The 22,270-nt window shown below is 66.3% G+C and carries 23 protein-coding genes; 8 read left to right on the top strand and 15 right to left on the bottom strand.

The window, feature by feature from the left end:
- The first annotated feature begins 18 nt into the window (after window positions 1–18).
- Complete coding sequence (locus ACQP1T_RS23900) at window positions 19–1,014, top strand: pyridoxal phosphate-dependent aminotransferase (protein WP_433755270.1); 996 nt, start codon at window positions 19–21, stop codon at window positions 1,012–1,014.
- A gap of 21 nt (window positions 1,015–1,035) precedes the next feature.
- On the opposite strand, the gene ACQP1T_RS23895 is transcribed toward ACQP1T_RS23900, so the two are convergent.
- Window positions 1,036–1,626, bottom strand: a complete 591-nt coding sequence (locus ACQP1T_RS23895) for a dihydrofolate reductase family protein (RefSeq protein WP_433755269.1) — start codon at window positions 1,624–1,626, stop codon at window positions 1,036–1,038.
- 185 nt (window positions 1,627–1,811) lie between these two features.
- Between ACQP1T_RS23895 and ACQP1T_RS23890 the strand changes: the two genes are divergently transcribed.
- Window positions 1,812–2,759, top strand: a complete 948-nt coding sequence (locus ACQP1T_RS23890; protein ID WP_433755268.1) for a prephenate dehydrogenase — start codon at window positions 1,812–1,814, stop codon at window positions 2,757–2,759.
- Window positions 2,760–2,907: 148 nt separating this feature from the next.
- Here ACQP1T_RS23890 and fadD11 read toward each other — a convergent pair whose 3' ends face one another.
- The 4 genes from fadD11 to ACQP1T_RS23870 are packed head-to-tail and all read right to left on the bottom strand — an operon-like array spanning window position 2,908 to window position 8,129.
- Window positions 2,908–4,728 carry a fatty acid--CoA ligase FadD11 gene (gene fadD11 / locus ACQP1T_RS23885; RefSeq protein ID WP_433755267.1) on the bottom strand — a complete coding sequence of 607 codons (1,821 nt, stop codon included), beginning with the start codon at window positions 4,726–4,728 and terminating at the stop codon, window positions 2,908–2,910.
- Window positions 4,725–6,182 (bottom strand): flavin-containing monooxygenase, encoded by a 1,458-nt coding sequence (locus ACQP1T_RS23880; RefSeq protein ID WP_433755266.1) that lies wholly within the window; start codon window positions 6,180–6,182, stop codon window positions 4,725–4,727. The genes fadD11 and ACQP1T_RS23880 overlap by 4 nt, the downstream gene beginning before the upstream one ends.
- Window positions 6,183–6,195: 13 nt before the next feature.
- The gene (locus ACQP1T_RS23875; protein ID WP_433755265.1) at window positions 6,196–7,236 is read right to left on the bottom strand and encodes a PDR/VanB family oxidoreductase; all 1,041 of its coding nucleotides are present in this window, start codon (window positions 7,234–7,236) and stop codon (window positions 6,196–6,198) included.
- Window positions 7,236–8,129: a metal-dependent hydrolase gene (locus tag ACQP1T_RS23870; RefSeq protein ID WP_433755264.1), complete on the bottom strand. Its 894-nt coding sequence runs from the start codon at window positions 8,127–8,129 to the stop codon at window positions 7,236–7,238. Before ACQP1T_RS23870 ends, ACQP1T_RS23875 begins: the two co-directional genes overlap by 1 nt.
- On the opposite strand from ACQP1T_RS23870, the gene ACQP1T_RS23865 reads away from it, so the two are divergent.
- The 4 genes from ACQP1T_RS23865 to ACQP1T_RS23850 all read left to right on the top strand — a co-directional run bounded on the left by ACQP1T_RS23865 (window position 8,079) and on the right by ACQP1T_RS23850 (window position 10,786).
- Complete coding sequence (locus ACQP1T_RS23865; RefSeq protein ID WP_433755263.1) at window positions 8,079–8,849, top strand: TetR/AcrR family transcriptional regulator; 771 nt, start codon at window positions 8,079–8,081, stop codon at window positions 8,847–8,849. The two genes, ACQP1T_RS23870 and ACQP1T_RS23865, sit on opposite strands and share 51 nt — an antisense overlap.
- A gap of 400 nt (window positions 8,850–9,249) precedes the next feature.
- The gene (locus ACQP1T_RS23860; RefSeq protein ID WP_433755262.1) at window positions 9,250–9,582 is read left to right on the top strand and encodes a hypothetical protein; all 333 of its coding nucleotides are present in this window, start codon (window positions 9,250–9,252) and stop codon (window positions 9,580–9,582) included.
- Window positions 9,583–9,702: 120 nt separating this feature from the next.
- Window positions 9,703–10,182: a hypothetical protein gene (locus tag ACQP1T_RS23855; RefSeq protein ID WP_433755261.1), complete on the top strand. Its 480-nt coding sequence runs from the start codon at window positions 9,703–9,705 to the stop codon at window positions 10,180–10,182.
- Window positions 10,183–10,246: 64 nt separating this feature from the next.
- Complete coding sequence (locus tag ACQP1T_RS23850) at window positions 10,247–10,786, top strand: MarR family winged helix-turn-helix transcriptional regulator (RefSeq protein WP_433755260.1); 540 nt, start codon at window positions 10,247–10,249, stop codon at window positions 10,784–10,786.
- A 52-nt stretch (window positions 10,787–10,838) separates the two neighbouring features.
- Here the strand turns inward: ACQP1T_RS23850 and ACQP1T_RS23845 are convergent, their stop codons facing one another.
- A complete protein-coding gene (locus ACQP1T_RS23845) occupies window positions 10,839–12,290 on the bottom strand; it encodes an amidase (protein WP_433755258.1) in 1,452 nt (483 codons plus the stop codon).
- A 294-nt stretch (window positions 12,291–12,584) separates the two neighbouring features.
- On the opposite strand from ACQP1T_RS23845, the gene ACQP1T_RS23840 reads away from it, so the two are divergent.
- Together ACQP1T_RS23840 and ACQP1T_RS23835 are read left to right on the top strand one after the other, a co-directional pair.
- A complete protein-coding gene (locus ACQP1T_RS23840) occupies window positions 12,585–13,607 on the top strand; it encodes a DUF5995 family protein (protein WP_433755257.1) in 1,023 nt (340 codons plus the stop codon).
- A 174-nt stretch (window positions 13,608–13,781) separates the two neighbouring features.
- Window positions 13,782–14,456 (top strand): hypothetical protein, encoded by a 675-nt coding sequence (locus tag ACQP1T_RS23835; RefSeq protein ID WP_433755256.1) that lies wholly within the window; start codon window positions 13,782–13,784, stop codon window positions 14,454–14,456.
- Window positions 14,457–14,752: 296 nt separating this feature from the next.
- Here the strand turns inward: ACQP1T_RS23835 and ACQP1T_RS23830 are convergent, their stop codons facing one another.
- The 9 genes from ACQP1T_RS23830 to ACQP1T_RS23790 are packed head-to-tail and all read right to left on the bottom strand — an operon-like array spanning window position 14,753 to window position 22,196.
- On the bottom strand, window positions 14,753–15,580 hold the full coding sequence (locus ACQP1T_RS23830) for an IclR family transcriptional regulator (protein WP_433755255.1): 828 nt from the start codon (window positions 15,578–15,580) through the stop codon (window positions 14,753–14,755).
- 25 nt (window positions 15,581–15,605) lie between these two features.
- Complete coding sequence (pcaC, locus tag ACQP1T_RS23825; RefSeq protein ID WP_433755254.1) at window positions 15,606–15,992, bottom strand: 4-carboxymuconolactone decarboxylase; 387 nt, start codon at window positions 15,990–15,992, stop codon at window positions 15,606–15,608.
- Entirely contained in the window at window positions 15,989–16,762 is a 774-nt protein-coding gene (gene pcaD / locus ACQP1T_RS23820; RefSeq protein WP_433755253.1) for a 3-oxoadipate enol-lactonase, read from the bottom strand. Before pcaD ends, pcaC begins: the two co-directional genes overlap by 4 nt.
- Entirely contained in the window at window positions 16,759–18,111 is a 1,353-nt protein-coding gene (pcaB, locus tag ACQP1T_RS23815; protein WP_433755252.1) for a 3-carboxy-cis,cis-muconate cycloisomerase, read from the bottom strand. The genes pcaD and pcaB overlap by 4 nt, the downstream gene beginning before the upstream one ends.
- Entirely contained in the window at window positions 18,104–18,658 is a 555-nt protein-coding gene (gene pcaG / locus ACQP1T_RS23810; protein WP_433755251.1) for a protocatechuate 3,4-dioxygenase subunit alpha, read from the bottom strand. The genes pcaB and pcaG overlap by 8 nt, the downstream gene beginning before the upstream one ends.
- Window positions 18,651–19,391, bottom strand: coding sequence for a protocatechuate 3,4-dioxygenase subunit beta (gene pcaH, locus ACQP1T_RS23805; RefSeq protein ID WP_433755250.1), 741 nt, complete (start codon window positions 19,389–19,391; stop codon window positions 18,651–18,653). The genes pcaG and pcaH overlap by 8 nt, the downstream gene beginning before the upstream one ends.
- The gene (locus ACQP1T_RS23800) at window positions 19,388–20,569 is read right to left on the bottom strand and encodes a thiolase family protein (protein WP_433755249.1); all 1,182 of its coding nucleotides are present in this window, start codon (window positions 20,567–20,569) and stop codon (window positions 19,388–19,390) included. Before ACQP1T_RS23800 ends, pcaH begins: the two co-directional genes overlap by 4 nt.
- Entirely contained in the window at window positions 20,566–21,348 is a 783-nt protein-coding gene (locus ACQP1T_RS23795; protein WP_433755248.1) for a CoA-transferase subunit beta, read from the bottom strand. Before ACQP1T_RS23795 ends, ACQP1T_RS23800 begins: the two co-directional genes overlap by 4 nt.
- Entirely contained in the window at window positions 21,345–22,196 is an 852-nt protein-coding gene (locus ACQP1T_RS23790) for a CoA transferase subunit A (protein ID WP_433755247.1), read from the bottom strand. The genes ACQP1T_RS23795 and ACQP1T_RS23790 overlap by 4 nt, the downstream gene beginning before the upstream one ends.
- Window positions 22,197–22,270 lie beyond the last annotated feature (74 nt).

The raw sequence follows: 22,270 nt of genomic DNA, 5'->3' as shown, positions 1-22,270 counted from the left end.
CTGAGCGAGGGATTCGATATGTCGCCGACCCCGGAATTGGAGCATAGGCTCGCGCTGGACGAAAATCCTTATGGCCCTTTGCCATCCGTGCATGCCGCATTACGTGGCGCACGGATAGTGCCGAACCGGTATCCGGAATACCTGCCGCGCAGGCTGCCCGGGATGATCGCCGAACGGCTGGGCGTACCTTCCGCGCAGGTGGTGGTCGGCGCGGGTGCCACCGGAGTCATCACGTATATCCTGCGAGAGTTCGTCGCGCCCGGCGACGGCGTGGTGATGGCGACGCCGACCTTCGACGGATATCCGCTGCTGACCGAGACCGTCGGCGGTCGGGCGGTGCAAATTCCGCTCACCGCGGACGGCCATCAGGATCTCGACGCCATGCGCGATGCCATCGATGCGCGCACGCGGGTGGTTGTGCTGTGCAGTCCGCACAATCCGACCGGCACCTGCATCGGACAGGTCGAACTGGCCGGTTTCCTCGATCGGATCGATCCGTCGGTGACGGTCCTGCTCGACGAGGCGTATATCGACTTCGTCGCGGTGGCGGATCGGGTGGCCACCACCGATTTGGTGGTGCGGTATCCGAATCTGGTTGTGACGCGGACCTTCTCGAAGGCGTACGGGTTGGCAGCGCTGCGAGTCGGGTTCGGGCTCGGCGCGGTTCCGGTGATCGCGCGAATTCGACGGTGGCAGTTGCCGTTCCGGGTGACCGCGCTGGCCGAGACCGGTGTGCGGGCATGCTACGACGCCGAGGCGGAATTGGCGGTGCGCACCGCGGCGATCACCCACGAATGCGGTCGGCTCACCGAAGGGTTGCGCGAGCTGGGGTTCGCGGTGCCGAGGAGCGCGGCGAATTTCGTGTACCTGGATTCCGGCCGTCCCGCCGAAATCGACCGGCTCCGTGCGGCTTTCGTGCGCGACGGAATCCAGGTCAAGCATTGCGGCACGGGCATCAGGATTACCGTCGGCAATGCCGCGGCGACGAATCGGGTGCTTGCCGCGGCACGCTGAACTCCGGTCGGGGCGCGGCCGTCAGTTGGTGCGGTCGTAGACCAGCGCGATCTCGCCGAGTTCCCCGGTTTCCTGGTGTGCGAGAGTCCATTTCGAAGTGGGCAGGCCGTCGTCGAACAGTCGTTGTCCACCTCCGGCGATCTCGGGGCAGATGATGAGATAGAGCCGGTCGAGCAGGTCTGCCGCCAGGAGCTGTTTGATGATGCTCGCGCTGCTGTTCACGAGGATGTCGCCTGCGCCGGTGGTCTTCAGTTCGGTGACGATATCGGCGGCGGGGGCGTTCACGATCCGGGTGTGTTCCCAAGGCGCCTCGGTCAAGGTGGTCGAGAAGACCACCTTTTCGGCGTCGACCAGCCATTTCGCGTATCCGCGGTCGCGTGGATCGGCATTCTCGTCCTGGGCGACCGTCGGCCAGAACCCGAGGAAGCCTTCGGCGTTGAGTCGGCCGAGCAAGGCCGTCGTGGCATTCTCCCAGATGCGGTTCATGTGGTTTCGTGCGACTTCGGTGGTCGCGTAGGGGATGATCGCGCCCATGTCGGCAGGCCCGCCGGGGCCGTGGTAGCGCCCGTCGAGGGTGAGGCTGATGTTCGCGGTCACCTTGCGTCTGGTCATGCTGTGCTTTCCTGCTCGATTCGAGGGATCGGTCTGGAGATCATCTCGTCATAGGTAGCCGCGGCGCATCGGTATTGCCGGCGCGAAATCCTCGACGACAGCTGTCTACCCGAGCTACCGATGTCATCGGTACACCTATACGGCGATGCTTGTGCTGATGTCCGAGCGGTGGGTGAGGAGTAGTCGTGCGTGATCACGGGGTGAATACGCCGGCGGACGAGTCGGTGCATGAGGTTGCCGTAATCGGCACCGGAATGATCGGGACATCCATCGCGCTGGCGTTGCGCGCCAAGGGAATTCTGACGTATCTGTGCGATCGGGATCCGAATGCGGCGGCCATGGCGGCGGCGCGGCGAGCGGGAGTCGTCGGCCTCCCTGCGGCGCCGGTCGATATCGCGGTGCTGGCGGTGCCGCCGAGCGATATCGCGGCGGTGCTCGCCGAATGTCAGGCCAAATCGCTCGCACATTTCTATACCGATGTGGGGAGTGTCAAAGTGGCGCCTACGGCCGAGGCCGAGGTGATCGGCTGCGACCTGACGAACTATGTCGGTGGACATCCCATGGTCGGTAGTGAGCGCTCGGGTCCGCTGGCCGCGTCGGCCGATCTGTTCCGAGCTCGGGCGTGGGCTCTCACCCCGCTGCCGAACGCGAGTCCGGCGGCGATCGACGCGGTTGTCGAGTTGGTCGGCCTGACCGGCGCACACGCGGTAATGATGACGCCATCCGAGCATGATCGGGCCATCGCCCGGATTTCGCATGTGCCGTATCTGGTCGCATGCGCATTGGCGGCGAGCGTCCAAGGCGCCGATGATGCGGTGTCGCGGTTGCGCGGAGCCGGGATCCGGGAAGCCGCCCGTGTCGCCGCCGGTGACACTGCGCTGTGGAGGGATATCTTGCGAGCCAATGCGACCGAGGTATCGAAAGTGCTGTCCGAAATTGCTACCGAATTGACCACGGTGGCCGCATCTATGTGCTCGGATTCGGCGGAATTGATCGAGCTGCTGAACCGCGGAAACGCGGGCCGGGCATTCTTGACCGCGGAACCATCGGACGCGATAGCGCGTCGACAGCTGGGCCGCTCCGCCGGGAAGTCCTCGGCCGCCCGGGGGATGCCCGCGGATTCCCGGCAGTGATCGCGACTCGAATCTCATCCCCCGCAATTCTGTTGCGATCGTCTACCTGCTCGAGAAACAGGCTCGCTGTGCCCGCCTCGCCCTCGAACACAGCGGCCGTACCGGCGCCTGGCTCGATGTCCGCGGCGGCGAGTGCGGTTCCAGCGGGTTATCGGGAGACTGTTGCCTTGGTGGCGGGGCTGTGCACGCCTGCGGGCTGCGGGTCGGCATAGAGCAGGTCGATGTCGGCGGCGTACGTGTCGGTGATGGGTTTGCGCCGAAGTTTCATGGTGAGGGTGAGTTCGATGCCGCCGGGTTCCCAGAAGGTCGGTAGCAGGCGGAAGCGTTTGATCTGTTCGACGCGCGACAGGGCCTGGTTCGCGGAATCGATAGCGGCAGAGACTCGTTCGATGATGTCCGGATGTTCGACGAGAGCGGCGGCGGTGAAGGGGATCTCATGCTCGGCGGCGAAACTCGCGGCGATGTCCGGATCCAGTGTCACCAGGGCGGTGACATAGGGGCGGCCGTCGCCGATGGCGACGACGGTGCCGATCAGACCAGCGGCCGCGCGTACCGCGTTCTCGATATTGGCGGGAGACATGTTCTTTCCCGACGCATTGATGATGAGTTCTTTCTTGCGGTCGACGACGCGCAGACAGCCGTTGTCGTCGCGGGTCATCACATCGCCGGTGGCGAGCCAGCCGTCGGTGTCGATGGCCTCGGCCGTCTTTTCCGGTTCGCCGCGGTAGCCCTTCATGACCAGCGGGCCGCGTACGAACAGCTCACCGTCGTGTGCGAGCCGCATATCCATTCCCGGCACCGGTCGGCCGACCGTCCCGAGTTCGGTTGGTGCGTAAGGGGATACGGTTGCGATGCAGGTGAGTTCGGACATGCCCCAGATCTCGGAGATAGGGAGTCCGAGTGCGGCGAAGAAGGCGAGGGTGTCGGCCGGGATCGGGGCTGCGCCGGAGATGGCCCACTTCAGTTCGGCGAAGCCGAGTTTCGTGCGTAGCGCCGATAGTACGGCGGCATCGGCTTTCTCGAATTCGGCAGCCAGGTCGGCCGGAACGGGCTCTCCGGCACGCAGCAGGTCCATGCGTTTGCGTGCGGTGTCGAGGGCCCAGCGCAGGCCAGCGGCGCGCGCGGCATCGGGCTCGTCGGCGACGCCGAGTTCTATTGCGGCCTTCAGCTTCTCCCACACCCGCGGTACCGCACCCCAGATGGTTGGACGGCAATCCGGCAGCGCCGCCGCGATCAGCGCCGGTTCGGACACCACCGTCACCTGGATGCCGAACACTATCTGCAGGTAGAGCGCGGTCAACCGGTCGGCGATATGGGCCGAGGGCATGAACGAAGTGATCCGATCGCCGAATTCGATCGGCAGCACCTGGGCCAGCGCATGGGCCTCGAACAGCAGATTGGCGTGCGTGGTTTCGACGCCCTTGGGGTTGCCGGTGGTGCCTGAGGTATAGATGAGGGTGGCGACGTCGTCGGGCTTCGTAGCTTTCCAGGACTTCGCGAAATCGAAGTGGCTGGCGCCGAGCGTCTGCAGCTGATGCAGGGTCAGCGTGCCTTCGATCGAGTCGCCGTCCAATACGACGATGTGTGCGGGGGCCGCGCCGGAGCGTCGGATGCGGTCGAGGTATTGCGCCTCACATACCACCACTGATGCCCCCGCATTGCTCAGCACATGCGCGATCCCCTCGGGCGGCAGTGTGTTGTAGATGGAGAAGGACGTGGCTCCGGCGTGCAGTGCGCCGACGTCGATCGGATAGAACTCCACCCGGTTGCCCATCATCAGTGCCACGGTGTCACCGCGGCCGATGCCGAGCGCGGCGAAACCGGCGGCGATACGGCGTACCTGCGCGGCGTATTCACGCCAAGTGAGCTCCTCGGCACCGCCCACCGTGCGCACCGCGACGGCGTCGGGATCGATGGTCGCGTTGTGCTGGAAGGCGGCGCAGAGAGTGTCGAAACGGGGAGCGCTCATGTGGTCACCTCGTAAGCGTCGGCGTCGAAAGCGCGTGTGCGACGGCGGTATTCGAAACTCCAGTTCGGATACAGTCCGGCATTGAGCCCGTCGGGTGTGGTGTAGTAGCTCGTGCAGCCGCCGGTGAGCCAGACGCTGGTAGAACTACGTCGCGCCATTTCCGCGAGGAATTCATCCTGTGCTTCCGGCCGCACCTCTAGGCGGCGAACTCCATTGCGGCGCACCGATTTCAGCGCATCGACGATGTAGGTGATCTGCGATTCGATCATATAGATGGCCGACTGGTTTCCGGCCGCGCCGAAGGGGCCCAGCGTGCAGAAGAAGTTGGGAAATCCAGCGACCGCCGCACCGAGGTAGCTCTGCGGCTGCTTGTGGTAGAGCTCGGCGAGTGAGGTCCCGTCGCGGCCGACGAGTCGTTCGTAGGCGGTGGGAATCGGGGTGAACCCGGTGCCGTGGATTATGGTGTCGACTTCGTGTTCGGTGCCGTCGCGCAGCACGATCGAATGCGGCCGCACCTCGGCGATGCCCTGCGTGACGACCTCGACATTGGGCTGGTCCAGCGCAGGCAGATACGCGTCGGAGAAGATGGCGCGCTTGCAGCCGATCACGTAGTCGGGCGTCAAGGTCTTGCGCAACAACGGATTTCGCACCTGACGCAGCAGCTGCCACCGGGCCAGGCCTTCGTAGGGATGTCGGAAGCGCTGGTCCACCAGCGAGATCAGCCCGAACGCCTCGATAGCCGAATACCACAGGCCGCGAACAGCCTTCTGCGCCAACGGGATATTGCGCAGGAGATACCGTTCGGCGGGCAGTGTCCTGCGGTCCATGCGCGGCACGATCCACGGCGCGGACCGTTGAAACAGCAGCAATTTGCCGACCCGGGCCTGGATTTCGGGCACGAACTGCACGGCGGAGGCGCCGGTGCCGATGACCGCGACGCGCTCGCCGGTGAGATCGTGGTCGTGATCCCAGTGCAGTGAATGGAAGCTCTTGCCCGCGAATGTGTCCAGACCTGGCAGGTCGGGATACTTCGCCTCCGCGAAGATGCCCGTCGCCGACACGAGAAAGTCCGCCGTGTGCGAACCCTGTGTGGTCTCGATGCGCCACCGCGATGCGGCCTCGTCCCAGCGGGCGGCCAGCACCTCCGCGCCGAAGCGAATGGAGCGGACCACATCGTGGTCCACGGCCACCGAGCGGAGGTATTCGAGGATCTCGGTCTGCTTGCCGTAGGTGCGTGACCAGTCGGGATTGGGCGCGAAGGAGTAGCTGTACAACTGGGAGGGGACATCGCACGCACAACCGGGATAAGTGTTGGCGCGCCAGGTTCCGCCCAGATCATTCGCGCGTTCCAAGACGACGAAGTCCTCGAATCCGGCCTCCCGCAGTTTCACCGCGAGCCCGATGCCGCCGAATCCCGCGCCGACGACGGCGATATGGGTGTGTTCTACGTTCATGGTGTCCGGCCGTTCAGAGGTCGAGTACGAGTTCGTCGCCAGCGGCGCGCGATACGCACGCCAGCATGTGATCGGCTCGTTCGGAATCGGTGAGCAGACGGTCGCGGTGATCGACGGATCCGGCGGCGACACCGACCTTGCAGGTGCCGCAGAAACCTTGCTGGCAGGAGTAGGCGATATCCGGGAGCCGACGGCGCAGGGCGGCCAGTGCGGTCTCGTCCGCGGCTACCCGAACGGTGCCGCCGGTGCGGGCGAGAGTGATATCGAAGGCGCGGCCATCGGCGACCGGTAGCGCCGAGAAGCGCTCGGTGTGCAACGATCCGGTCGGATTCAGTTCGAACATGCAGCGTTGCGCGGCCGCCAGCATCGGCGGCGGTCCGCAGACATACACGGCCGCACCGGGTTTCGCGCGAGCGATGAGTTCGGCGATATCGGGTACACCGAATTCGTCGTCGGGACGGATATCCGCGCCGGGCAGCTCGTGCAGGAACGGCATGGTCTCGCGCGATCGACCGACATACACCAGCCGACCACGCGAGCCCGCCGCCCGCACCATCGGCAGGATCGGTGTGATGCCGATGCCACCGGCCAGGAACAGATACGACGGGGCGTCGATGAAGGTGAATGCGTTGCGGGGACCGCGAATTCGCAGAACATCGCCGGTGCGCAGCGCTTCGTGCACCTCCCGGGAGCCTCCGCCACCGTCCGGGATGAGTCGCACCGCGATTCGGTAACGGAACCGATCCGACGGATCCCCGCACAGCGAGTACTGCCGCTGCCGTCCGGAGGGCAGAAATACATCCACATGGGAGCCCGGTCGCCATTTCGGCAGCGGGCCACCCCGCGCCGCGCGCAGCGTCAAGCTCACCACATCAGCGGTCTGGCGTTCGACACTCTCGACGCGGACATCCAGCCCGAATCCCGTGCGCCGCACCGGCTTCGGCCGCGAGAGCAGTGGTGCGGCAGCGCCTTTCACGAAGACACTCTTGTAGGCGTCCATGATCCCGCCGAGCACCCGCAGACTCACCGGGGTTTTATCGGTCGGCTCGCCCATCAGTGACCCGCCGCCCGTGCGGCGGGCGAGTGCCCGAGATAACGCAGCGCTGTGTCCATCGGACCCAGCTGTGAGGGGTGGAAGCCCGGCCGCAGGTAGCGGGGGATCTCGGTGAGAAATACCGTCCAACTGGGGATCACGCCGCGCCGGGTGGCGCTGGCGAACTGCCGCAACCAGAATTTGCCGTTATCGGCCTCCGGGTCCTTGCGGTACATGTACGCCGTCGACACGATGAACAGTGGCAGCAGGGTCAGGCTGGCCAGGATCGCGGTCCGTGCCCGGCGTGCGTAACTGCCGTCGACGTACATATAAGCGTCGTAGACCACGCTGCGGTGCTCGACTTCCTCGGCGCCGTGCCAGCGGACCAGGTCCAGCATGGCCGGATGCATGCCCTTTTCCTCCAGAACGTCCGCGTTGAGCAGCCATTCGCCGAGGACAGCGGTGTAGTGCTCCATACCGGCGAACAGGCCGAGGCGTTCCTTGAGCCACTGCTCTTTCGCCCGTCCGGTCAGACCGTGATCGCCGAGAATACGGTCGACCAGCCATGCCACCTTGCGGACGTACGAGTCTACGTCCAGGCCGATCGACTGTAGATGCCTGCGTGCGGCCTCATGGCTGTTGGCGTGCATGGTCTCCTGCCCGACGAACCCGATCACCTCCTCCCGCAGCCGCTCGTCCTGGATATGCGGCAGGGCTTCGGACAAGGCCTGCGCCATGGCCCGCTCGCCCTCGGGCAGGACCAAATGCATGACATTGACGATGTGCGTGGCCAGCACCTCGCCGGGGATGTAGTGCATGGGCACGGAATCGAACTCGAAATGGACGTCGCGCGCGGTGATCGCATGCACGTCGTCGCCGTAGGTGCGCTTCGTCACGCCATCCGGGTCAGCCATACGGCGACCGTACAGTGCTACAAATTACATTGCAATGTTGCAGGCAACATTTTCGCTGGAATTGTTGCACAACGTGGGCTTTCTGCTAGCGTCGAACCGGTGAAGACGGCGTCGAAAGCACCCCTGAGCCGCGATGATGCGGACGATCTCGAGACGCGGATCCTCGACGCCGCCCTCGTGCAGTTCGCCAAGGTCGGGGTCAAGAAGACGACGATCGAGGACGTCGCCCGGCAAGCCGGGGTGGATCGTGTCACCGTCTACCGGCGGGTTGGCTCACGCGACGATCTCGTGCAGGCTGTCATCAGCCGCGAGGTCGCGACGCTGCTCGGCGAACTCGCCGCAATGCCTGAACGGCACAGCAGCATCGACGATCTCGTCGCCGATATATTCGTCACGGTCGTCACGCGCTGGCGCACCCATCCCATGGTCGAACGAATGCTGGCGATCGAACCCGAGCGAGTGATCATGAAACTCACGGTCGACGGCGCCACCACCTTCGCCATGTGCGTCAGCGCAACCGCCACCACACTCGACCGCGCGGTGGAGTGCGGACTCCTCGCCGACTCCGACGATTTGATGATCCGTGCCGAAATCGTCTGCCGCGTAGTCCATTCGCTCATCCTCGCCCCCCATGGTGCGGCCCAGCTGCGGTCCGACGACGAGCTCGGCGAGTTCGCGCGCAGGTATCTGGTGCCGATCGTCACCCCTGCCCACGGCTAACGCAGTCGCAACGGGTCCCGATCCTGTGAGCCGGTCGCTCGTCCAATTCTCGGCTGGATATCGGTTCGGTAACTTCGAAGGTTGCGCGCCTGCTCATCCGCGCTGGAATTTCCCCATCGGGACGGGCTATTTACCGAGTTCAGGCCCCATATCTGTGCTAGGTCACGATTCGGTCTCGGACGAACGCGCGGAATCGTCTGAGCAATTGGTCCTTTTTTCGAGGTTCGATTACCGCCACGCTATAGCTAGCTAATAGTTAGCCTTCATAAACGTCGGGGAGCGGCAGTTGCGCCGCATGACAGGACGGATCGGTCGTCGATCAGGGCGATCGCCCGTGTTACGCCATCTTCCATATCGAATCGCTACCTTGGTCGATCGGAGTGTCGGCCCGGAGAACGCTATGGCTAATCCAGCGTCCATACCCAACCCCTTCGACACAAGCGGTGTCGGTATCCCCGCCGCCTCCCAGCCGAACTCGCGGTCCGCGCCAGATTCGAGCCGGCCCGCCCGTGTTCTCCTCGATGAGCAGCTCGCGCCACTGCGGATCCCGGCACTGGTGCTGGGTGCATTGCTGATCAGCCTCGGTGTGGCGGCGCTGCTGCCATTACGGGGATGGCTGCACGACTACGGCGCCGAACTTGTGATCGCCGCCTACCTGCAATACATGGCGATCGCGACAACCCTTGAAGTATGGGGTCTGCGCCTGACCAGGAGAGGCCCGCGCCGCAGGTGAGACGCGCCACCAGCGCCACATCGGCGGCGAGGTGGTCGCGCTGGCGTCTCCGATGCGAGGCATGGTTGCTGCCGCGCCGGGTATCCGCCGCACAGCCAAGCCGACAGAGGAGGTCTCGTGATGACAACTTCGGTTATGCGTTTCGCCGCATCCGTGGCTATGGCCGGGGCGGCGGTGGTCGCGACGGCCGGGCAGGCAGCGGCCGAGCCCGCCAGCGTATCGATCAACGGCAATATGCAGGTGATGGGCATGAGCGTCCTGCACGTGGAGGCGCAGGGACAGGGCGACGGTCCGGCGACCGGCACCTATGTCGCCACCGGGCGATTGGGGAATATGCAGCTGCCGATCAAGGTCACGGGTCCTGTGACCTGCCTGCGGGTCGACGGCAACACCGTGTCGCTGGTCTATCCCATCACTACCGCCGAACCGGTAATGGTTTTCACGCCTGATGCGATGGCGATCCAGATCACCGTCACCAAGGGGCAGGACGGTGCGCCCAACATGATCGGCTACGGCGTTCCCATGCCGACGAGCTCGTTCCAAGACTGCAAACCGGGCCCGACCCCCATGGTTTTCGACGGGACGATCGAGATCAGCTAGCCGGAGTTGTTCGGTGAGCGAGGGATGGTGCTATTAGGCGCACAAATATGCGTACAGTCAGATCATGTCCGAACAAGCGGCTCCCGCACCAGTGGCGCCTGTCGGAGCGGCTGCGGGGTCCGATGGTGCCACCGCAGCCGTCGGGGGATCCGATGCCGACCTGCTCTCGCTCGCATCACAACTGTGTTTTGCTCTGTATTCCACATCCCGGTCGATGACCGCGGCGTACCGGCCGTTTCTCGAGGGGATGGGAGTGACCTATCCGCAGTATCTGGCACTTCTGGTGTTGTGGGAACGGCCCGCGATGACCATGAAGGAGCTCGGTGAACAACTGCGGCTGGACTACGGCACGGTCTCACCGCTCGTCCAGCGGTTGCAGGCACACGGTCTGGTCGAGAGCGTCCGCAGCACCAACGACCGCCGCGCCGTCGAGTTGCGCGCCACCGAAGCCGGACGTGCTTTGCAGCCGCAGGCCCGGCGGATGATCGAGGCCGTGATGGCCGCGGTCGGTTATCCGATCGAGCACCTCATCCGACTGCGTGATGAGGTCAACGCGCTCGGCGCCCGGCTAGAGACTGCTACGGCCCAGCGTTCCAGCGGGTAACTGCCGCCCGCCTCGAGCGGGCGGCGCAACGTCCTGGGTGGACACCCGGTGGTTACTTCGGTGTCTGGAAGCCACCGATCTTCCGCTCGAGTAGTTCGGCCAGCCGTAATGGGGTGCGGTCCTCGAACATCGGACCGATGAGCTGCACTCCCACCGGCAGCCCCTCGGGGGACCGGCCCGCGGGGATGGCGGTGGCAGGCAGGCCGGGCATGGTGGCCATACCGGCCCAGACGAGCTGGTCGAAGTAGGGGTAATCGACGCCGTCGATGTCGATGTGCCGGTTCTCCAGACTGCCGTTGTGGTCGTGTGGGAAGGCGGGAGTGGGCGTGATGGGGCACACCACGGCATCGAACTCGGCGAAGAGTTGCCGCCAGCCGTGGCGGTGGAGTTCGCGACGGTTGTTCGCCTCGACCCAGTCGCGGTGGCTGAGCACCATGCCGCGCAGCCGCGCCGCATCGAGACTCCGGTCGTCCGCGCTCAGGGCGGCGGCGTGGGTCTGCAGCTGTTCGTACACGTCGACGGAAAGACCTGCGGCGGCGTTCGACAGCATCAGCAGCATGTAGAGCGTCGCCGCTTCGGTCGGATCGGGCAGCAGCGGACTGTGCCGTTCGACGCGGGCGCCCTCGTCGACGAGCGCATCGGCGACCCGGTTCACGCCCGTCCGCACCGCCGATCCGGTCGGAATGAGCGGATGGTCCTCGATGATCAGGACACGGAAGTCCGACAGCCGCTCGTGGCGCGCGGGTGGCAGTGCGACGTCGTAGCCGACGCCGTGGGTCAGCGGGTCCGGTCCGGCCATCACGTCCAGCAGCAGCGCGAGGTCGCGGGCGGTGCGCGCCATCGGGCCGACGACGGCGAGGTCGAGGTCGATCGGCAAGGCGTGCGCGGGCGGCGCGACCATGCCACGGGTCGGCGCCAGCCCGAGTGTCGGCTTGTGTGCGTAGACGCCGCAGAAATGCGCGGGGGTGCGCAGCGAACCGGCGAGGTCGGAGCCGATGGACAGCGCGCCGAATCCGGACGCCAGCGCCGCCGCCGAACCACCGGACGACCCACCCGAGGTGCGGTCGTGATCCCACGGATTGTTGGTGGTGCCGTAGATCTCGTTGAAGCTCTGGATATCTCGCAGCATCAACGGCACATTGGTCTTACCGAGCACCACCGCGCCGGCCGCCTTCAACCGCGACACCTGAACCGCGTCCTCGGACGGCACATGGTTCGCGTGCTGCGCCATGCCCCAGGTCGTGGGCAGCCCGGCGATGTTGTAGGACTCCTTGACCGTCACCGGAATACCGAGCAGCGGGCGATCCTCGCCGCGGGCGCGCACCTGGTCGGCATCGCGCGCGGCGGCCCGCGCACGGTCGAAATCCGGTACACAGATCGCGTTGATCACCTTGTCGTCGCGCTCGATGCGGGCGATCGCCTCGTCGGTGAGTTCCACCGAGGTCACCTCACCGGCACGCAAGGCAGCCGCGAGTTCTTCGGCCGACTGAAAATTCCACTCCATGAATCCGACGTTATTGGCCTGCCGGAGAGGACATAAAATGCCGCTTCGCGCAACGGGAAGGTCGAACGGACCACCTTCACCGGCAATGTCACGCACTCGATCCGTCATCACCGGTGGTCCACCCCATGTCATGGTGTTGGCAGTGGGCTGGTGCCATTGGCACAGGCCATGAAAGGCCATTTCGCACAACGGGATAGATATCTCAGTGGGACGTAGCGTTTCGGGGATTTGTACGCTGTTGCCGGTGAATTCGACGTGTCGGAGACGGCTGGCGCTCCCGCCTGAGATGATCTGATGGTGCGTATCGCTCGGCTGGTGTGGACGGCGGTGTTGGCTCTGGCGGTAGTCGTATCTGTGGGTGGCCCGGTATCGGCGGATCCCGCGGCGCCGGCCCAGCACGACGATTCGCCTGGATCACGGTTGCTGCTCGCGGTCGCGGGCTTGCCGCCGGTGCAGGCTCTTTTGCAGATCACCCGGCAGTTGTTCGGGCCCGACGGGACGTATCTGCCGTGGGCGTATCAGCTTGCGCCGCTACCGATTCCGCACACGCCGACGGTGCACGAATGCCCTTCCGGGCAGGTGTCGTGTGTCGATGAGGTTATCGCCGAGCTCGAGCGCCGCGCCGCGGTCATGCGAGCGACGTGTGACGACAATGCGCCGTTTCTACTGACCTACCTGGACATCACGAAGGCCGAGCGGCACACGGCCGATACCGTCGGCGGATTCGCCGACCCGGCGTACCTGAACAACGAGGATGTCCACTTCGCGGATTATTACTTCCACGCGATCGACAACTACTACCACGGCGACCGAAACAGGGTTCCCGACGCCTGGCAGTACAACTTCCGGACCGCCGATGCCCATTCGGTGACCGTGCTCGGCAGCGCGGTGCTCGCATACAACGCGCACATCACACGCGACCTGCCCTATACGATCGCAGATTTGGGCGTCACCGCTCCCGACGGCACCAGCCGCAAGCCCGATTCCGAGCGGGTCAGCGCCATGCTGACCGCCGCCGAGCCGCAGGTCCTCGCGGAACTGACCGCACTCTACGGCGATTCCGACCCCACCCTGACCGCCGGTCTGGGCATGGAGCCGATGGTGTTCATGTCCGTCGGTCAGATGATGCAGATCTGGCGCGAATACGCTTGGCGCGCAGCAGAACAACTCCTGCTCGCCCCCACACCCCAACAGAGGGACCTGATCTCCGCACAGATCGAAGGGGTATCGAACCTGCTCGCCGAAGTCGCCGCCAGACTGTTCGCACGCGACGATCCGCAACCGCATCTCGGGAACTGCCCACGCGCACCTGGATAACGCAGCCGACCAGACGCCGGATCGGGCATTATGGTGTGTTCGCCAGGCGGCCGTCTCGGCGCGGCGAATTCGGTTGTATTACACACGAATTAGACAGGATCGCGCGGTGGCCGCCCTTCACCGGCGGCGACGCACCGACACTCATGATCCAAGGCTGGAGTCTAGGCTCCCGGGATGAGCATGGCCCAGACCGAGAAAAGCCGACCGGGGAACCGACGATTGCGGTCACGGCTTCGCAGGTATTTTCTGCTCGTCTGCACCGTCGTGGCCTGCCTTGCGATACTCGTCTCGGCGAGCAAGCCGGCCAGCGCCGAGCTGATGTCGTTGTCGCCGTTGTTGATCCTCGGGGGGACATTCTTGGTGGTTGTGGTGTGGTGCGTGGTCATCGTCTACCCGGTCCTGGCAGTCCGATCCCGGCGACTTCGCGTACCTGAGCTCGGGCCCCTGGCTGCTCCCGCACTGATCGTCGCGCTCACGGCCACTTTATGGAGCGCAGACCTGCCAATGGCTGTGCGCTGGCACTTCTCGGCGCAGGCATTCGACGATGCGGCACAGCAGGTGGGTGCCGGTGTCGATCCGCGGACGTTCGAAGGTGACCGGCTCGGCCTTTATCGCATTCGCGGTGTGGAACCCAGCGGCGATCGCGGTGTGGAACGCCGCAACGACGGCATCTACTTCAGGACTGGCCCGATGGCGGCCCATTGCTCGATGGGAAGTGGCTTTGCCAGTCTTTCTGGCCACCGGCCCGCGACAGGAGCATTCCATCACCTCAGCGGCGACTGGTATTGGTTCTGTTTCAACAGCGCGAGGGTTGTAGTGCCCGATCATCCCATCGGAGGAGAGTACTAGCCGGTGACCGCTAGCCTGAACGAGTAACGAACTACCGCTAATTCGGTCGCAGAGGCGGCGGCTCGAGAGTCAGCTGGTGTTGGGGATGATGCGCTGGTGGACGCGGTACGAAGCACGGGCCCGCGCTGGGCCGCTACGTGTTGGGTTGCGGGCGGACCGTCCCGAAAGTGATGGTCGGACAGCGCGATCTGGGCCGCGTCCGGGCGAAAGCCGCTCGCACTTCCGCCCGGAAATCGCTGGTCGTCGCGATGATCGCGGCGCCCTCTCCCGCCGAGTGGACAGCTTGCGGAGGGTGTTCAGCCGCGCCGCGTGACGGGAGTCGCGAGCGCGAGGTCACGCTCGATCCGGTCGGCGGTGGCGAGCAGATGCGGAAGAAGTTCCGTGCGTACGGAATCCATGGAGCGGCGGGTGGCGTGGGAGGAGATGTTGACAGCGGCGACGACGGCGCCGGACTGGTCGCGCACCGGCGCGGCGACGGACCGCAGGCCCTCCTCGAGTTCCTGGTCGACGATGGAATAGCCCTGGGTGCGCACGGTCGACAGCTCCGCGCGCAGGGTGTCGGCGTCGGTGATGGTGTGCGAGGTGTGTCGCGTCAGTGTCGTCGCGGAGAGGTAGTCATCGAGTTGGTTGGTGGGCAGGCCCGCGAGCAGGACGTGGCCCATCGAGGTGGCGTAGGCGGGGAAACGGGTGCCGATATTGATACTGACGGTCATGATGCGGGAGGCGGCGACACGGGCGATGTACACGACGTCCGAGCCGTCGAGCACGGACACCGAGCTGGATTCGTGCACATCCGCGGAGAGTCTTTCGAGATGGGGCTGGGCCACCTCGGGCAGCGTCATGCTGGACAGATAGGAGTAGCCCAGCTCCAGGACCCTCGCCGTGAGTGAGAAGTGCTTGCCGTCGGTGCGGACATAACCGAGATCGGCCAGGGTGAGCAGGAACCGCCGCGCGGCGGCGCGGGTCAAACCGGTCGAGCGCGCGACGTCGGACAGCGTCAATTGTGGATGCTGTGCGTCGAACGCCTTGATGACGGCGAGACCCCGCTCGAGCGACTGCACATGGTGCGCACCGCGGGTGGCGCCGTCATCGCCCATCGAGCCGTCCAGCTCGCCGGTGGTCATCGTCGTCCCTCCTCCACTCCCCGCGCTACCGCGCGGCTTCGTCACCGAGTTCGGCCAGCACCTGCTGGCCGATGGCGAACGCTGCATTCGCCGCTGGCACACCTGCGTAGACGCTGGTGTGCAACAGCACCTCGGCGATCTCGGCGGCGGTGAGACCGTTGGTGATCGCGGCGCGCACATGCATCGCGATCTCCTCGTGCCGCCCGAGGGCGGTGAGCACCGCAAGGGTAACGCAACTGCGGGTGCGGCGGTCCAAGCCGTCGCGGGTCCAGATCGCGCCCCACGCGGCCTCGGTGATGTATTCCTGGAAGGGGCGGGTGAATTCGGTGGTGTTGGCGATGGCCCGGTCGACGTGCGCGTCGCCGAGCACCTCGCGTCGTACCCTCATGCCTTCGGTCGCGCGCTCGTTCACGAGTTGTCCTTCAGGTGCTGGAGAATCAGATCGTTGATCGCATCGGGCTGTTCCGCACTGGCCAAATGTGCTCCCGGGGAGACGGTTTCGAATCGTGCCCCGGTAATGGCGGCGGCGATGCGGGCCCCGTGAGGTGGTGGCGTGGCGGGGTCCTCCTGCCCCGAGATGACCATCGTGGGGGTGGTGACGCTGGACAGTCCGGAGGCGATGTCCATGTGCTCGATCGCGGTGCAGCAGGAGGCGTAGCCTTCGGCCGGAGTTGCCGCGACCATGTTTTCGAAGCGGTGAATTCGCTCCGGATTGGCGTCGCGCCAGTGCGGGGTGAACCATCGTTGCACGACTGCCTCCGAAACTGCCTGTGTTCCTTCGGCTCTGACGAGCTCGGCGCGCTCGGCCCAACCGCTCGGCGGGCCGAGCTCTGCCGAAGTGCAGCACAGCGTCAAGGTGAGCAACCGCTGTGGCGCGTGCTCGCCGAGCCACATGCCGACCATTCCGCCGAGGGACAGCCCGACGAAATGCACTCGGGGCAAACCCACGTGGTCGAGTAGCGCGAGTACATCGCCACCGAGATCGGCGAGCGTGTATGGACCCGGTGGCACCGGTGATCCACCGTGTCCGCGGTGGTCGTAGCGCACCACCAGGTAGCCTGCCTCGGCCAGCGCGGCGACCTGCGGTTCCCACATCCGGACATCGCTGCCCAGCGATCCGCTCAGGACGATGGGCGCTCCGGCCCGCGGTCCATCGAGGACGTAGTGCATGCGCTCGCTCATGACGTGCCGTTCCATTCGTTCAGTGCCCGACGGACGAACTCGTCGGTCGCGCCCAGATAGTCCGCGGGGTCGAGCAGGTCGCTGATCTGCTTGTGCTGCAGGTACTTTCCGACGACGGCGTCGGCGGCCAGCACATCGGCGAGGTCTCCCGCGCCCGCGAGCGCTGACTCGCAGCATGCTGCGACGGCGTCGCTTGCCGCCTGTCGCCCCACCGTGCCCCCGGACGCGGACATCAATCCGATCGCGACGTTCTCGGCGAGCAGCAGTCCGCCGGTGATGTCCAGATTGGCGCGCATCCGCCGCGGGTCGACATGCAGCCTTTCCAGGCTGGTGCGCAGCCAGTGCACCGCGGATCCGGTGGTGCGCAGCAGTTCGGTCAGCGGCCGCCATTCGGCATGCCAGGAACCCGCCGCCCGCTGGTGTTCGTGCGCGGCCGCGCCGAGCAGCGTGGCGGCCAGGCCGGGAGCGGCCTCGGCCGAGCCGACGGCCAGGACGGCGGCGACCGGATTGCGCTTGTGCGGCATGGTGGACGAACCGCCGGTTCCGGCAGGTCCCTGCTCGTGCAGCTCGGCCACCTCGGTCTGGGCGAGCAGGGTGATGTCGCGGGCGACTTTCGCGACCGCGCCGCAGGTTTGTCCCAACAGCGCCGCCACTTCGGCGATTCGGCTGCGTTCGGTGTGCCACGGCGTGCTGGGTTCGGCCAGTTCGAGCCGCCGGGCGATGCCGCCGAGAACCGGAATCCCCTTGTCGCCCAGGGCTGCCAGGGTGCCGACCGCGCCGCCGAACTGGACCGCAAGGCGGTGACGGCGAATATCGTCGAGCCGGTTCACCGCGGCGGTGATCCCGCCGAGCCAACCGGCCGCGGTGAGTCCGAAGGTCACCGGCGGCCCCTGCTGCAGCAGACTGCGTCCGGCCATGACGGTGCTGCTGTGCTCCTCGGCGAGGCGCGCGAGCTGCCGCCCACAGGCGTCCAGCTCACCGCGCAGCACGTCGAGCGCACGCGCGGTCACCAGCATCGCGGCGGTGTCGCTCACATCTTGACTGGTGGCGCCGAGATGCACATAGGCGGCCGCCTCCGGCGCGACGCGTGCGGTGAGAGCGCGAACGAGCGGACCGGCGGGGTTGCCGATGCCGACGGCCCGCGCGCCGATCTCGGCGATGTCGTAGGCGTCGGCACGACAGCAGTTCGCGATCTGCGCGGCGGCCGTCGCCGGGATCACGCCGGCTTCGGCCGAGGCCAGTGCCAGCGCGCCCTCGAAGTCGAGCATGGCCTGCACCCAAGCCGTACCCGCTACCTGCCCGGCAACCGGACCGGCCGCGAGCACGGCGTCGAACACGCTGTCAGACATCGAAGAAGATCGTCTCGGATTCGCCCTGCAGGTGCACATCGAAGACATAACCATCGCTGCCGCGTTCGGCGATCAACGTGCCACGGCGTTGCGCGGGAACGGTCGCCAATACCGGGTCGGTCGAATGCTGGTCGGCATGGTCGGGGAAGTAGACGCGGGTGACAACCCGGTGCATCAGTCCGCGGGCGAAGACCGACATATCGATGTGCGGGGCCTGTCTACCACCATCGGCGCCGGATACTGCGCCGGGAATGACCGTGTAGCAAGCGAATTGGCCGTCGCGGGTGTCGCTGCGCGCGAAACCGCGGAAATTCGGGCGGACGTCGCGAGGGTCGTCCGGGTGCGCGAAATGGCCGTCCTCGTCCGCCTGCCAGATTTCGACCAGGGCGTCATCGATCGCCACACCGGCGCCGTCGAAGACGCGGCCCCGAATCCAGAGCGCCCCCGGTGTGCCGAGCGGCACCGCATACGGTCCGTCATCCCAGGTCAAACCGATGTGCAGATAGGGGCCGACGGTTTGAGACGGGGTGGTCCGCAGTTCAGTCATCGTCCTCGTCCTCCTCGGTTTCGAAGGGGGTGGCCGCGCGGCCGCGCAGCACGATGTCGAATTCGAACGCCAGCGCCCGTTCCGGCTGGCTGCGCTCGTAGTCGAAGCGGCTGATCAGCAGGTGGCGGGCCGATTCGGGAACCGCGTTGAAGATGGGGTCCTGGAAGAACAGCGGATCGTCCGGGAAGTACATCTGGGTCACCAGCCGCTGGGTGAACGCGTGCCCGAACAGCGAGAAGTGGATATGGGAGGGACGCCAGGCGTTGTGATGGTTCTTCCACGGGTAGGCGCCGGGTTTGATGGTGGTGAATTCGTAGCGGCCCTCGCTGTCGGTGAGGGTGCGCCCGACGCCATCGAAGTTCGGATCCAGCGGCGAGTCCCAGCGGTCGCGGTCGTGTCGGTAGCGGCCTCCGGCGTTGGCCTGCCAGATCTCGACCAGGGAGTTGCGGATCGGCTTGCCGTCGCCGTCGAGGAGACGGCCGTGCACGATGATGCGCTGGCCGACCGGCTCGCCGCGATGCTGGGCGGTCAGATCGTTGTCCTTGGTGCCGATTCGACCCGCGCCGAGCACCGGTCCGGTGACCTCGGTGAGCCGTTGTGGCAACAACACCAATGGCTGAACGGGATGCCGCAGCGCGCTGGATTTGTAGTCGGGGGAGTCCAGCGGCGGATGGGTGTCCGCGGGGTCGCGGCGGAAACCGGAGAGCTGCGGGGGATGCGGTCGGGTTTTCATGAGGTTGCCTCCAGGACGACGGCGAGGCCTTGGCCGACGCCGATGCAGATCGCGGCCAGCCCCCATCGGCTGCCGCTACGCCGCATTTCGCGGGCGAGCTGGTTGATGACGCGTCCTCCGGATGCGCCGAGCGGGTGTCCGATGGCGATCGCGCCGCCGTTGACGTTCACGATCCGCGGATCGAGCTCCGGCCAATCGGCCAGGCAGGCCAGCGATTGCGCGGCGAACGCCTCGTTGAGTTCGACCACCCCCAGATCTGCCCAGCCGATGCCGGCGCGTCGCAGCGCGAGGTGCGCCGCACGCACGGGTCCGATGCCGAAGACGTCGGGGTCCACGCCCGCGGCGCCCCGCCCCGCGATACGCGCCAGCGGAGGCGAACCCAGTCGGTCGGCCAGCGATTCGTCACCGAGCAGCAGGGCCGACGCGCCGTCGTTGAGGGGGGAGGCATTGCCCGCCGTCACGGTTCCATCCTTGCGGAACGATGTCTTCAGCCGAGCGAGGGTCTCGATGCTGGTGTCCGGGCGCAGTGACTCGTCCCGGGTCAGGCCGGTTTCGGGCACCGTGACCACGTGATCGTCGTAGAAGCCGTTGTCCCATGCCTTGGCGGTGAGCTGGTGGCTGCGGGCGGCGAACTCGTCCTGCTCGGCGCGACCGATGCCGTATCGCGCGGCTAGGATTTCGGTGCTTTCCCCCAGCGAGACGGTCCACTGTGCGGGCATGGCGGGGTTGACCAGCCGCCAGCCGAGCGTGGTCGAATGCAGGGTCTCGTTTCCGGAGGGAAAACCCTTGGCGGGCTTGGCCATGACGAAGGGGGCGCGGCTCATCGATTCGATGCCGCCCACCACCACGGTGGCCGCGTCACCGGTTTCGATCATTCGCGAAGCCTGCATGGCCGCGTCCATGCTCGAGCCGCACAACCGGTTCACGGTGGTGCCGGGTATCGAGGTGGGCCAGCCCGCGAGCAGCGCGGCCATCCGTGCCACATTGCGATTGTCCTCGCCCGCCTGGTTGGCGGCCCCGAAGATGACCTCGTCCACGGTGGCGGGGTCCAGCTCAGTGCGTTCGGCGAGGGTCCGCACGACGTGGGCGGCGAGGTCGTCGGCACGGATTCCGCTCAGCGCGCCACCGTAGCGTCCGAAGGGGGTGCGGACGCCGTCATAGAGGAACGCGCCGCTCATGACGCCGCCTTCAGCGCCCGCAGGGTCGCCAGTTCGGCGGCCGTCGGTGGTTCGGTCACGGCTAGATCCGAGGCGAACCGCAGTGTCCATCCGGTCGCCGCACGCACCTGCTCGACGGTGACGCCGGGATGCAGCGCGACCAGGACGAGCTCCCCGGTCTCGTCCGGGCGCATGACACCGAGATCGGTGATGACCAGGGTCGGGCCCGCTCCGCGCAGGCCGAGCGCGGCGCGCTCACCGGTTCCGCGTCCATGGCCGAAGGAGGTGACGAAATCGACCTGCTCGACGAAGGACCGCTGGGACTGGCGGACAACGACGAAGACCTCGCCGCAGGACGCGGCGATCTCCGGTGCCCCGCCAGCGCCCGGCAGCCGAACCTTCGGGTCGGCGTAATCACCGCCGATGACGGTGGTGTTGATATTGCCGTATTTGTCCAGCTGGGCCGCGCCGAGGAAGCCGACGTCGATGCGGCCGGGCTGGAGCCAGTAGTTGAACACCTCGGGCACGCTGATCACCGCGTCGGCGGTCTCGGCGAGGATGCCGTCACCGATCGAGGCGGGCAGCCGGTCGGGCTTCGAACCGAGCGTCCCGGACTCGTAGATGAGGACGAGACCGGGAGCGTGCGTGGTACGGGCCAGATTCGCCGCCGTGGACGGCAGCCCGATGCCGACGAAGCACTTCTTGCCGTCGCGCAGCGCGCGCGCCGCCGCGACCGTCATCATCTCGTCGGATGTGTATTCCGATTCCGTTGTGCTGGTGCGTGTTTCGATGGTGGTCATGCTGTCTCCACGGGGATGCTCATCAGACTCGCGCGATCAGTCGTTGGGGTGAACACGGTGTCGTCGAGCCACCGCGTAAAGGTCTCCCGGTCGCGGCTGATGGCGTCCCAGGCCGCGTAGTAGGCGTTGTCGCGCTCGGAATAGCCTTGCGCGTAGGAGGGATGGGCACCGCCGGGTACCGCGGCCACCGCGGTGACGGCCCAGCTCGGCAGCACGATCGCACCGGGCATCGGGGTCAGCTCGTCGACGATCTCCTCGACGGTGACCAGGCTGCGTTTCGCCGCGAGCACCGCCTCCTTCTGAACCCCGAGCAGTCCCCACAGCTGGACGTTCCCCGTGCGGTCCGCGCGTTGGGCGTGGATGACCGTGACGTCGGGGTTGAGCGCGGGCACGGCGGTGAGCTGTTCGCCGGTGAACGGGCACACGATCGGCTTGATCGTGTCGGTCACCGCGGGGAGATCGGTGCCGATGTAGCCGCGCAGCACCGCGAACGGCAGTCCCGACGCACCCGCGACGTAGCGGTTGGCCATGCCCGCATGACTGTGCTCCTCGATCGCCAGGGGCGCCGGCCAGGATCGCTGGACCGCATCGCGGAACCGGTGCAGGGATCCCACACCCGGATTTCCGCCCCAGGAGAAGATCAGCTTGCGCGCGCACCCGGCGCCGATCAGCTGGTCGTAGACGATATCCGGCGTCATCCGCACCAAGGTCAGATCGCGCTTGCGCTGCCGGATGATCTCCTGCCCGGCGGCCACGGGGATGAGGTGCGTGAACCCCTCGAGAGCGACGGTGTCGCCGTCGCGGATGAGCTCGGCGACCGCATCCGCCAAGGACGAAATCTTCGCCACAACCACTCCTAGATCGCTTGCGATGTTCGCATAGTGAACGTGTGTGCTAATTATGAACATCGAGTGTGAGCCGA

Origin of the sequence: Nocardia sp. CA-135398 (genome assembly GCF_050955845.1) — a bacterium.
GTDB lineage: Bacteria > Actinomycetota > Actinomycetes > Mycobacteriales > Mycobacteriaceae > Nocardia.
This window is presented reverse-complemented; position numbering and strand designations above follow the sequence as displayed.